This is a genomic window from bacterium (genome assembly GCA_030685015.1).
Lineage (GTDB): Bacteria > CAIWAD01 > CAIWAD01 > CAIWAD01 > CAIWAD01 > CAIWAD01.
The window spans coordinates 1-10559 of record JAUXWS010000014.1 but is presented as its reverse complement, the minus strand read 5'-3'; the positions used below and the strand labels follow the sequence as shown (position 1 = coordinate 10559).

Below are 10559 nucleotides of genomic sequence, written 5' to 3'. Positions count from 1 at the left end.
GGGCCGAGGGATCAGGCGCGGTGTCGCCTGCATCCCGGCTTCAGCAGCGACGCCCGGCAGGGCGTCGTCTGCTGCAAGCAGCCACTCTTCACCTACCTGCATATTGTCGTCTGCAGCAGGCAGACATGCCCCTCACCCCTTGGACATCTCTTTGGACCACGTGTCCCGCAGGCCGACGGTGCGGTTGAAGACGAGACCGTCCACCCGGGAATCACGATTGAAGTAGCCCAGGCGCTCGAACTGCACGGGCTCGCCCGCCTTGGCCTCCGCCAGCGCCGGCTCCAGGCGGCAGTCCCGGCGGATGACGAGGGAATCCGGGTTGAGATCCTCCAGGAAGTCCCGCTCTCCTCCAGGTTTCTCCACGGCGAAGAGGTGGTCGTAGAGACGCACCTCGGCCGCCACGGCGTGGGCGGCGCTCACCCAGTGGATGGTGCCCTTCACCTTGCGGCCGTCGGGGGCGTTGCCACCGCGGCTGGCGGGATCGATCCGCCCCGTGAGACGCGCCACCCGTCCATCGGCGTCCCTGATCACCTGGGTGCAGGTGAACAGGTAGCCCCAGCGCAGGCGCACCTCGGCCCCCGGCGCCAGTCGAAACCACTTCTTGGGAGGATCCTCCATGAAGTCATCGCGCTCGATGAACAGCTCCCCCGAGAAAGGCACGGACCGCGTGCCCGCGGCCCCGTCCTCCGGGTTGTTGACCGCCTCCAGCCACTCCACCCGCCCCGGCTCCCAGTTCTCGATGGTGACGGGGAGCGGATCCAGCACGGCCATGCGCCGCGGCGCGCGGCGGTTGAGGTCCTCGCGCAGGCAATGCTCCAGCAGCTGGACGTCCACCACGCTGTCCCGCTTGGCCACTCCGATGCGCTCGCAGAAGTCGCGGATCGCCTCCGGCGTGTAGCCCCGGCGGCGCAGGCCGCACAGGGTGGGCAGGCGCGGGTCGTCCCAGCCGTCCACCCGTCCTTCCTTCACCAGCTGGAGCAGCTTGCGCTTGCTCATCACCGTGTAGCTGAGGTTGAGGCGGGCGAACTCGATCTGGCGCGGCTTGCAGGGCGCGCTTACGTTGTCCACGGCCCAGTCGTAGAGGGGGCGGTGGTTTTCGAACTCCAGGGTGCAGATGGAGTGGGTGATGAACTCCAGGGCATCGCTCAAGGGGTGCGTGTAGTCGTACATGGGGTAGATCAGCCAGGCCTCGCCCGTGCGGGGGTGCGGGGCGCGGCGGATGCGCCAGAGGGCTGGATCGCGCAGGTTGAGGTTGGGACTGGCCATGTCGACCCTCGCGCGCAGCACGCGGCTGCCGTCGGGGAACTCGCCGGCCCGCATGCGGCGGAAGAGGTCGAGATTCTCCTCCACGGAGCGGCCCCGCCAGGGACTGTCCACCCCCGGCTCGGTCAAGGTGCCGCGCGTGGCGCGGATCTGCTCGGCGCTCTGGTCGTCCACGTAGGCCAATCCCTTGCCGATCAACTCCTCGCTGAAGTCATAGAGCTGCTGGAAGTAGTCGGAGGCGTGGTAGAGGTGGCCGCCCCAGTCGAAGCCCAGCCAGCGCACATCCGCCTCGATGGCGTCGATGTACTCCTGCTCCTCTTTCTCCGGGTTGGTGTCGTCGAAGCGCAGGTGGCAGCGGGCCGGCACCCGCTGCCCGTACTCGGCGGCCAGGCCGAAGTTGAGGCAGATCGCCTTGGCGTGGCCGATGTGCAGGTAGCCGTTGGGTTCGGGTGGAAAGCGCGTCACCACGTTGAGATGCTTGCCGCTGGCCAGGTCGGCGTCGATGATCTGGCGGATGAAGTCGCGGCCGGCGGTCGGGGTGCTTGGGTCCATGTCAACGGGTCTCCACGTAGCGGCGTCGGTAATCGTCTTCCAGGGCCTTGAGCGCCTTGCCCTTGAGTTCGTGGCCGGCGGTGGCCAGGCGCTCCAGCGCCTCGTGCACGCGGCGGCGGGTCAGGTCGGGTCCCAGCAGTTCGCAACTGTCGAAGAGGGGCAGGCTGACCCGGGCCCCCGTCACGGCCACGAAAAAGGGCGCCAGCAGGTCGCGCAGGGCGACCTCCTCCTTCTCCACCATGCGCTCGAAGAGATCGCGCACGGTTGCGGCGCTGAAGGGACGGAGCCGCTCCATCTCCCACAGGGCGATGCGCAGCCAGCGGGCCGTGCGCGGGCCGTCGGGGCCGGCCAGCTCCCCCGTGTCGTATTCCAGCGCTCCGCGCAGCAGGAAGGCGATCATGGGCACGAAGTCGGCCAGGGTGGTGAGGCGCTTCTGGGCCAGGGGCAGGGCCCGCAGCAGCAGGTCGTCGTTGAGGCGCCAGTCGCGCAGGCGCGCCAGGATTTCCGCCGGCGTGAGGGTCTCCCGCAGGTAGCGGCCATTGAGCCAGTTCAGCTTGGCCAGGTCGAAGACGGGGCCGCCCAGCACCACGCGGTCGATCTCGAAGGAGGCGATGAACTCGTCCAGGCTGAACATCTCGCGGCCATCGGGCAGGGTGTAGCCCATCATGCCCAGATAGTTGAGCACGGCCTCCGGCAGATAGCCCGCCTCCCGGTACCAGGTGACGCTGGTGGGATTCTTGCGCTTGCTCAGCTTGCTCTTGTCGGGATTGCGCAAGAGGGGCAAGTGGATGAACTCGGGGCATTCCCAGCCCAGGCCCTCGTAGAGCAGGACGTGCTTGGGCAGGCTGGAGATCCACTCCTCGCCGCGGATGACGTGGGTGACTCCCATCAGGCGGTCGTCCACCACGTTGGCCAGATGATAGGTGGGGAATCCATCCGTCTTGCGCAGCACCTGGTGGTCCACCGTGTTCCAGGCGATGCGGATCTCGCCCCGCAGGCGGTCGGGCACCACGCACTCGCCCTCGTCGGGCACGGCCAGCCGGATGACGTGGGGCTCGCCCGTAGTGACGCGATGCATCGCGTCGCCACGGTCCAGGCCCAGGCAGCGGCCGTCGTAGCGGGGATCCTCCTTGCGCGCCAGCTGCCCCGCGCGCAGCTCCTTCAGCCGCGCCGCGTCGCAGAAGCAGGGATAGGCCCGCCCCGCCTCGAGCAGGCGCCGCAGGTGCTCCTCGTAGATGGACAGGCGCTCGCTCTGCCGGTAGGGGCCGTGCGGCCCGCCCACGTCCGGACCCTCGTCCCAGGCGAGGCCTGCCCAGCGCAGGGCGGCGAAGATGGCCGCCTCGCTCGCGGCGGTGGAACGACCCTGGTCCGTGTCCTCGATGCGCAGGATGAAGCGCCCCCCGTGGCGCCGGGCGAAGGCCAGGTTGAAAAGGGCCATGTAGACCGTGCCGATGTGGGGGTCGCCGGTGGGGGACGGGGCGATGCGGGTGACGACCGGTCCTTCCCTCATGGAAGAGTGATCTCCTTGCCAGTCTTACTGAAACAGCCGGCCCGGGTGCCGGCTGTCGCCTCTTCCGGAGCCCGCTCCGGTCTGGCGGAAAGGTAGGGCAGCGCCGCGGCATTCCCAATGCGGCCCGGCCCGCGGCGGCGCGGCCATGGCGCGGGGGAGCGGATGGCCCGCCCTGCTCTCGCTTGCCAAGGGGATGGAAAGGGGGTCAGATTTCCCGGCGCAGACGCTTGACCGGGATGCGCAGCTGTTCGCGGTACTTCTGCACGGTGCGCCGCGCCACGTGGTAGCCTTCCTTCTTGAGCAGGTTGGCGATGGTCTGGTCGGAGAGGGGCTTGTGCTTGTCCTCCCCCTCGATGATGGCCGCCAGGCGGTCGCGGATGATCTTGGTGGAGACATCCTCGCCCGAGTCGGTGGCCAGGCGCTCGCTGAAGAAGTACTTCAGCTCGAAGACGCCCCACTCGGTCTGCACGTACTTGCGGTTGGTGACCCGGCTCACCGTCGAGATGTCCATCTCGATGTCCTCCGCCACGTCGCGCAGGATCATGGGACGGATGTGATCCTTGCCGAAGCGGAAGAAGTCGATCTGCAGCTTGACGATGGAGCGCGTGACGCGCAGCATCGTCTCCCGGCGCTGCTGGATGGCGGAGAGGAACCAACGGGCGCTCTCCACCTTGCGCACCACGAAGTCCCGCACGCTCTTGTCCATTTTCTTGCGGGAGCGGATCAATTCCTCGTAGGCGCGGCTGATGCGCACCGTGGGCAGGCTGCCGTCCACCAGGCTGACCACGAAATCCTCGTCCCGGCCGCCGTCGTCGCGCTCGCTCTCCACGCGCTCCACCACCAGGTCGGGGATGATGTAGTTCTCTTTCTCCTTCAGCTCGCCCTGCCCCGGCTTGGGGTTGAGGCGTCCGATGAACTGGAAGGCGGCGCGGATCTCCTCCAACCCCACCGCCAGCAGGCGGGCCAGGTTCTCGAAGCGCTTGGCGCCGAACTCCTCGAAATGGTCGCGCACGATGCGCAGGGCGATGTCATTGGCGTGCCCGCCCTCGGCCAGCATCTCCAGCTGGACGAGCAGGCATTCGCGCAGGTCCCGGGCGCAGATGCCCACCGGATCGTAGCGCTGGATGTGGCGGAGCACCCGCTCGACGCGCTCCTCCGGCATCTCCAGCAGCAGGGCCAGGTAGTCCGTGCCGCATTCCAGGTAGCCCGAGTCCCCCATGTTGCCGATGATCTCCAGGCCGACGCGCTGGTCCTCGTAGTCAAGGGCGGGATCCATCTGCATCTGGTCGGCCAGGCGCTCCTGCAGGGTCTGGATCTGGGGGCGGGGGATGTCCAGCAGCTCCTGGGTGGATTGGGTGGCGGCCTCACCGCCGTAGGGGGTCAGGTTGTCCTCGTTGACGAATTCGTCCCAGTTGTCCTCGTCGTCCAGCGCCTCGTCCATCTCCACTTCGTCCTTGGCGCGGTCGTCGCTATCCTCCTCGTCCTCCTGGCCCGGCTCGCTCAGCTCCTCCACGCCCAGCTCGGCCTCGGCGAACTCGAGGGCGGGGTTTTCCTCCACCTCCAGCTTGAGGCGGGCCTCCAGGAGCATCACCGGCAGCTGCAACAACTCGCTGCGCAGGATTTGCTGTGGAGTCTGCACCATGTCCTGGCGCATACTCACTTCCTGGCGGAGGTACATCATGGGCAAGGATCCTTTTCCATCATAAGGTCTGATTTAACTCGATCGATATCGATATCGACTCCCATCCGATCAACCTGATGCCGCAGAACAGGCCCGTCCTTTGCAATATGTCTCATCGGCTGCCCAACCTATCGATTGAGCCGAAAATTGTCACCCAGATAGACCCGCCGCACCTGCTCATCCGCCGCCAGCTCCTCGGCCGTGCCAGATTTCAGGATGCGGCCCTCAAAGAGAAGATAGGCCCGGTCGGTGATGGACAGGGTCTCGTGCACGTTATGATCGGTGATCAGCACCCCGATCTTGCGCGCCTTCAGCTCCGCCACGATACTCTGGATATCCCCCACCGCGATGGGATCCACCCCGGCGAAGGGCTCGTCCAGCAGCATGAAGCCCGGATTGGAGGCAAGGGCGCGGGCGATCTCCACGCGGCGGCGCTCGCCGCCGGACAGGGTATAGGCTTTGTTGCGCTTGAGGTGGGAGACGCGCAGGTCGCCCAGCAACTCCTCCAGCCGCTGCCGGCGCTGGGTGCGGGTCAGGGGCATCGTCTCGAGGATGGCCATCACATTGTCCTCCACCGAGAGCTTGCGGAAGATGCTGGCCTCCTGCGCCAGGTAGCCCACCCCCGCCCGCGCCCGGCGGAACATGGGCATGTGGGTGACATCCTTGTCGTCCAGGTGGATCCTTCCCTGGCTGGGGCGGATCATCCCTGTCATCATGTAGAAGGTGGTGGTCTTGCCCGCGCCGTTGGGCCCCAGCAGGCCGACGATCTCCCCGGTGCGCACCTCGATGGAGACGCCGTCCACCACCGTCCTCCGCCCATAGCGCTTGACCAGGGCTTCGCTGCGGAAAAGACGCTCGCTCATGCGGACATCGTCATGGGCTACTCCTGCTCCCACTCCCAGCCTCCTCTTCCGGAGGGGGTGAATCCATCCGCCCGGTCGCCCTCCCGCCGGCCTCCGGCGTCTGCCGCGGTGGCTCCTTCAGCGGCACCCAGCGCGCCTCCATGCCGCCGCTCATCTGGACCGTCTCCAGGGCCTGATCCTTGAGGCGGAACCACATGCGCGCCGCATCGGCCACATTCATGCCGGGGCGGCCGCGTTCGTCCATGTGGAAGATCACACTGCGGGCCTGCCCCTCCACGTAGACGGAGACCAATTGCTCGTCCACGAAGGCGAACTCCATCCGCCGCCCCTCCAGCACATCGAAGAGAAGGCTGGAGACGCTGTCCGCCGGGCTCTCCATGCGGGCCCGCCCCTGCACCCAGAGGGAGTCCAGCTGGCGGCCGTCCCGCAGCAGGGCCTCGATGCGCTCCCCCACCACCTTCTGGCGCTCCCGGATCAGCACGGGCGACAAAAGGAATTCCATGCGGTCCTGGTTCTCGTGCCAGATCAGGCTGTCGCACTTCGCCTCGAAGTCCTCCCGGGTCAGGCGCACCTCGCGGCGGGCGATGGCCAGGCTGTCGCTGCGCCGCCATTGGATATGGCGGGCATGCAGGGTGGTGGGCGGCTCCTCCTGCAGGGTGAGCTCCGGCGCGCGGGTGGCGGTGTAGACGCCCTGCCTGTGGTCGGCCTCCACCTGGCCGGCGCGCAGCTCCACCTTGCGCCTCAGATCCAGCAGGCGGGCCTGCACTTGCAACTCGCCCTGCTCCAACCCGTTGTACCAGAAGCCTTTGTCCGCCCAGGCCTCCAGGCTGTCCCCCCAGCTGTGAACGTTGCCCCGGGCCCGCACCGTCTCACGCAGTTCGTCATAGCTGACCTCGTCCGCCGTGAGGACCCGCTCCCCCTCGGTGACGCGCACCTGGCCCGTGCAGGTGAGCAGGCCGGCCTCCCGGTCGTAGCGGCCCAGCTGGAAGTCGAAGACGCGGCCGCGGTGCAGGACGCGCACGTTGCCCTGCAGCTCGCGCACGATGCGGCCCCCCAGGTCGATGGTGCGCATCACGTCGGCCCGCTCGAGGACCACCGGATCGCCCATCCTGGGCTCCTCGAAGAGGGGCGGGGCGGGCGGTCCCGTGGGCGGCGCGGGGGGATCTGTCCGGTTGGGGGAATAGGCCGCGCCGCTTCCCAGGAAGTCCACGGCCAGCGCCTGCCCCACCACGAGGAGGACCAACAGCAGGCCGATGGGGAGGCGCGGCCTCATCGTGCGTCCTGGTCGGCCGTCGGCGCCACGGATGGCGGGGCCATGACCTGTGGCGCCGCCGGGGATGAGGCACGCCGGCGCCCGTCGCCCGTGGCGCGGTGCGTGACCCCCACCGGCTCTCCGATCTCCCAGTTGCGCAGATTGCGGTCGCTGCGGAAGCCCACTCCGTGCAGGGTGTCATAAGGCGTGACGAAGACGACCGACTCCTCGCTCTGGATTTTTTGGATGCGCTGCACCCAGTCCAGGCGCCGGGTGCGCAGGAGGAAGGGCGGGCGGCGGCGCAGGGCGGCCAGGTCCGTGCCGGGCTCCAGGTCCAGACGCCGGCCCTGGGGATCCGAGGCGGCCAGCATGCGCACGTTGCCCAGCGCCGTGATGTCCTGGCGGTCGCGCCGGTAGTGCAGGGTGTCGCAAAGAGTCAGGCTCTCGGCGCGGCCCAGGCTGTCCCAGCTCACCACCTCGACGGAATCCACCATGCGCACCAGGCTGGAGCGGCGGTGCTGATCCATGCGCCGGGCCATGGCCTCGCCGCGCACCATTCCCCCTTCCAGGAATTCCACCCGGGCGTCGAGGAAGAGCTGCTCGGGCTGGTCGGGACGGACGGCCCGGGGGGCCGACTCCTCCAGCCGGCTGCAGGCGGCCAGCGCCAGCAGCGCCAGAACGGGCAGGGCCCGCGCTCCCCCCTTGCCGCCTCGCCTCATCGGATGCCCAAAGCCAGCAAATCGTGCAGGTGCAGGATGCCCGCCGGCCGGCCCCCCTCGTCCAGCACGACCAGCTGCTGGATCTTGTGCTGGTTGAGCAGGCGCAGGGCCTCGACCGCGAGGCGGACGCCGTCGATGGTCTTGGGGCGGGGCGTCATCAGGTCGCGGGCCGTCAAGCGACGCAACTCCCCGGCCTGCAACATGTGGCGGCGCAGGTCGCCGTCCGTGATGAGGCCGGCCAGCCTCTCGTCCTCAATGACAGCCGTGGCGCCGCAACGGCTGCCGCTGATGCTGACGATCACCTCGGGCAGGGTCGTGTCCGGCGTGACGCGGGGCAGTCCCCGCTCGGCGGGCAGGGCGTCGGCCACCGTGAGCAGCAGCTGGCGGCCCAGGGCGCCGGCCGGATGGAAGAAGGCGAAGTCCTCCTTGGTGAAGCCGCGGCGGCGCATGAGGGCCACGGCCAGGGCGTCGCCGATGACGAGGGCCAGCGTGCTGCTGGTGGTGGGCGCCACGCCGTTGGGACAGGCCTCCTGCTCGATGGAGGCGTCCAGCAGGATGTCGGCGTGACGGGCCAGGGGGCTGGTCAGGTCGTGGGTGATGGCGATGACAGGCACGCCCCGCCTTTTGAGGAAGGGCAGGAGGATGGTCAGCTCGTCGCCGGCGCCCGATTTGGAGATGACGAGGGCGCAGTCGCCCGGCTGGATCAGCCCGAAATCCCCGTGCGCTCCCTCGATGGGGTGGACGAAGAAGGCCGGCGTGCCGGTCGAAGTCATGGTGGCGGCGATCTTGCGCGCGACGAAACCGGACTTGCCCAGCCCGCACACGATGAGGCGGCCGCCGCGTTCGGCCGTGCCGCCGCTCGTCTCCAGGATGAGATCCACCGCCCGGAGGAAGGACTCGTCCATCCTCGCCTCCAGGCTCTCCAGCGCCCCGCGTTCGATGGCCACCACCTGGCGCAGGATCTCCAGCTCTTCCCGGCGTTCCATGGCCTTCCCCTACTGGCCGGCCGAGGCGGCCGGTCCCTTGCCTTGAAGGTAGCGCTCCAGCAGGCTCTCCAGCTGGCCCCGCGCCTGGAGCAGGCGCTCCACCCAATCCCGCACGGCGCCCCGGCCGCCCGGGCAGGGTGAAATGTAATGGCAGCGCTCCCTCACTTCCGGCCGGGCGTCGGCGGGACAGGCGGCCAGACCCGCCGCCGCGAGGAGGGGCAGGTCGATCCAGTCGTCGCCCATGGCCGCCACCTGATCGGGCCGCAAGCCCGTCGCGCCGCACAAGTCGGCCAGGGCCGCCGCCTTGTCCGGGCGGGCCTGCAGGACGTGGTCCAGATGCAATTCCCGGCTGCGGCGGGCCACCGCCGCCGAGGCGCGCCCGGTGATGATCGCCACCTGGAGGCCGGCGGCGCGGGCCAGGGTCACGCCCAAGCCGTCCTGGGCATGGAAGGCCTTGTACTCCTCCGTCTCCCCCAGGATGATCCGCCCGTCGGTGAGGACGCCGTCCACGTCCAGCAGCAGCAGGCGGCAGGCCCGCGCCCGCCGGGCGAACTCCTCCTCGGGCAGGATGATCACGCGGCGCCTCCGCAACTGTCGAAGGGGCGGTCGTCGGCGGCGCGGGCGATCTCGTGGATGCGCACGCAGTCCTCGAGCAGGGCCCGCAGGCGGGACATGGGCAGCATGGAGGCGGCGTCGCACAGGGCGCTGGGCGGATCGGGATGGGTCTCGATGAAAAGCACGTCCACGCCCGCCGCCACCCCGGCCCGGGTCAGGTGCGGAATGTACTGGGGCTCGCCCCCGGCCGGGTCCGCGCTGGAGACGCCGTACTTGCGCACGGTGTGGGTGGGGTCGAACACGACCGGGTAGCCCAGGCTGCGCATCATGGGCAGGCTGCGCATGTCGGCCACCAGGTTGTGGTAGCCCAGGCAGGTGCCGCGTTCGGTGAGCAGGATGTTCGTGTTGCCGCAGGCCTCGATCTTGCCCACCACGTTCCTCATGTCCAGCGGGTGCAGGAACTGGCCTTTTTTCACGTTGACCGCCTTGCCCGTGCGCGCCGCGGCGATGACCAGCTGGCTCTGCATGGAGAGGTAGGCCGGGATCTGCAGCACGTCCAGCACCTCGGCGGCGGGGGCGCACTCCTCGGGGGTGTGGACGTCGGAGAGGACGGGGATGCCGAAGCTCTCGCGCACCTCCTGCAGGACCTTGAGGCCCTCCTCCAGGCCCGGTCCCTGGTAGCTGGCGATGGTGGAGCGGTTGTCCTTGAGGTAGCTGCTCTTGAAGATGAGGGGCAGGCCCAGCGCTTCGGCCAGGCGGCGGCAATGCTCGGCCACCTGCAGGCAGACATCCCGGCTCTCGATGACGCAGGGGCCGGCGATGAGGGCCAGGGGGCCGCCGCGGCAAATGGTGAGATCGCCGACGCGGATCGTTTTGGACGCCATCTTGTCCTCGCTTCCTCCCCCTGCCGGGGTTGCTGCTTGAGCGGCCGCGCCACGCGTGGCGACGCCGGATCTTGCGGCGCCAGCGCCGCGCGCTTGCACCTTTCTTTCACGGGCGAAAGAAAGGTGCCCAAAGAAAGCCCTCTCCAAGACATTCAGGGCCCTAACTAGGCGGCCTCACGGCCGCCGTCGCACAGAGGGCCCTATCACCTGATGCGGTCCCCATGGTGATTGGTTCAGGCCGAGGGCCAACCACAGGTTGGCCCTCGGCCTTCACCTCACGCAGCCATGTCTCAT

Annotated in this window: 9 protein-coding genes; all 9 read right to left on the bottom strand. The window is 68.9% G+C overall.

What is annotated here, in order from left to right; genetic code table 11:
• Nucleotides 1–132: 132 nt before the first annotated feature.
• Nucleotides 133–1815 (bottom strand): glutamine--tRNA ligase/YqeY domain fusion protein, encoded by a 1683-nt coding sequence (locus Q8O14_01375; protein MDP2359392.1) that lies wholly within the window; start codon nt 1813–1815, stop codon nt 133–135.
• A gap of 1 nt (nt 1816) precedes the next feature.
• A complete protein-coding gene (gene gltX / locus Q8O14_01370; GenBank protein ID MDP2359391.1) occupies nt 1817–3325 on the bottom strand; it encodes a glutamate--tRNA ligase in 1509 nt (502 codons plus the stop codon).
• A 205-nt stretch (nt 3326–3530) separates the two neighbouring features.
• Entirely contained in the window at nt 3531–5006 is a 1476-nt protein-coding gene (gene rpoN, locus Q8O14_01365; protein ID MDP2359390.1) for an RNA polymerase factor sigma-54, read from the bottom strand.
• 128 nt (nt 5007–5134) lie between these two features.
• Nucleotides 5135–5869, bottom strand: coding sequence for an LPS export ABC transporter ATP-binding protein (gene lptB, locus Q8O14_01360; GenBank protein MDP2359389.1), 735 nt, complete (start codon nt 5867–5869; stop codon nt 5135–5137).
• 10 nt (nt 5870–5879) lie between these two features.
• Entirely contained in the window at nt 5880–7142 is a 1263-nt protein-coding gene (locus Q8O14_01355) for a hypothetical protein (GenBank protein MDP2359388.1), read from the bottom strand.
• The gene (locus Q8O14_01350; GenBank protein MDP2359387.1) at nt 7139–7840 is read right to left on the bottom strand and encodes a hypothetical protein; all 702 of its coding nucleotides are present in this window, start codon (nt 7838–7840) and stop codon (nt 7139–7141) included. Before Q8O14_01350 ends, Q8O14_01355 begins: the two co-directional genes overlap by 4 nt.
• Complete coding sequence (locus Q8O14_01345; protein ID MDP2359386.1) at nt 7837–8826, bottom strand: KpsF/GutQ family sugar-phosphate isomerase; 990 nt, start codon at nt 8824–8826, stop codon at nt 7837–7839. The genes Q8O14_01350 and Q8O14_01345 overlap by 4 nt, the downstream gene beginning before the upstream one ends.
• Before the next feature lie 9 nt (nt 8827–8835).
• Entirely contained in the window at nt 8836–9396 is a 561-nt protein-coding gene (locus Q8O14_01340; protein MDP2359385.1) for an HAD hydrolase family protein, read from the bottom strand.
• 2 nt (nt 9397–9398) lie between these two features.
• Complete coding sequence (kdsA, locus tag Q8O14_01335) at nt 9399–10265, bottom strand: 3-deoxy-8-phosphooctulonate synthase (GenBank protein ID MDP2359384.1); 867 nt, start codon at nt 10263–10265, stop codon at nt 9399–9401.
• Between the last annotated feature and the right edge of the window lie 294 nt (nt 10266–10559).

Bases quoted from the DNA above. Each gene is read 5' to 3' on its own strand.
- gltX (MDP2359391.1), bottom strand. From the start codon at position 3,325: ATGAGGGAAGGACCGGTCGTCACCCGCATCGCCCCGTCCCCCACCGGC.
- rpoN (MDP2359390.1), bottom strand. From the start codon at position 5,006: ATGATGTACCTCCGCCAGGAAGTGAGTATGCGCCAGGACATGGTGCAG.
- kdsA (MDP2359384.1), bottom strand. From the start codon at position 10,265: ATGGCGTCCAAAACGATCCGCGTCGGCGATCTCACCATTTGCCGCGGC.
- Q8O14_01350 (MDP2359387.1), bottom strand. From the start codon at position 7,840: ATGAGGCGAGGCGGCAAGGGGGGAGCGCGGGCCCTGCCCGTTCTGGCG.
- lptB (MDP2359389.1), bottom strand. From the start codon at position 5,869: ATGAGCGAGCGTCTTTTCCGCAGCGAAGCCCTGGTCAAGCGCTATGGG.
- Q8O14_01375 (MDP2359392.1), bottom strand. From the start codon at position 1,815: ATGGACCCAAGCACCCCGACCGCCGGCCGCGACTTCATCCGCCAGATC.
- Q8O14_01355 (MDP2359388.1), bottom strand. From the start codon at position 7,142: ATGAGGCCGCGCCTCCCCATCGGCCTGCTGTTGGTCCTCCTCGTGGTG.
- Q8O14_01345 (MDP2359386.1), bottom strand. From the start codon at position 8,826: ATGGAACGCCGGGAAGAGCTGGAGATCCTGCGCCAGGTGGTGGCCATC.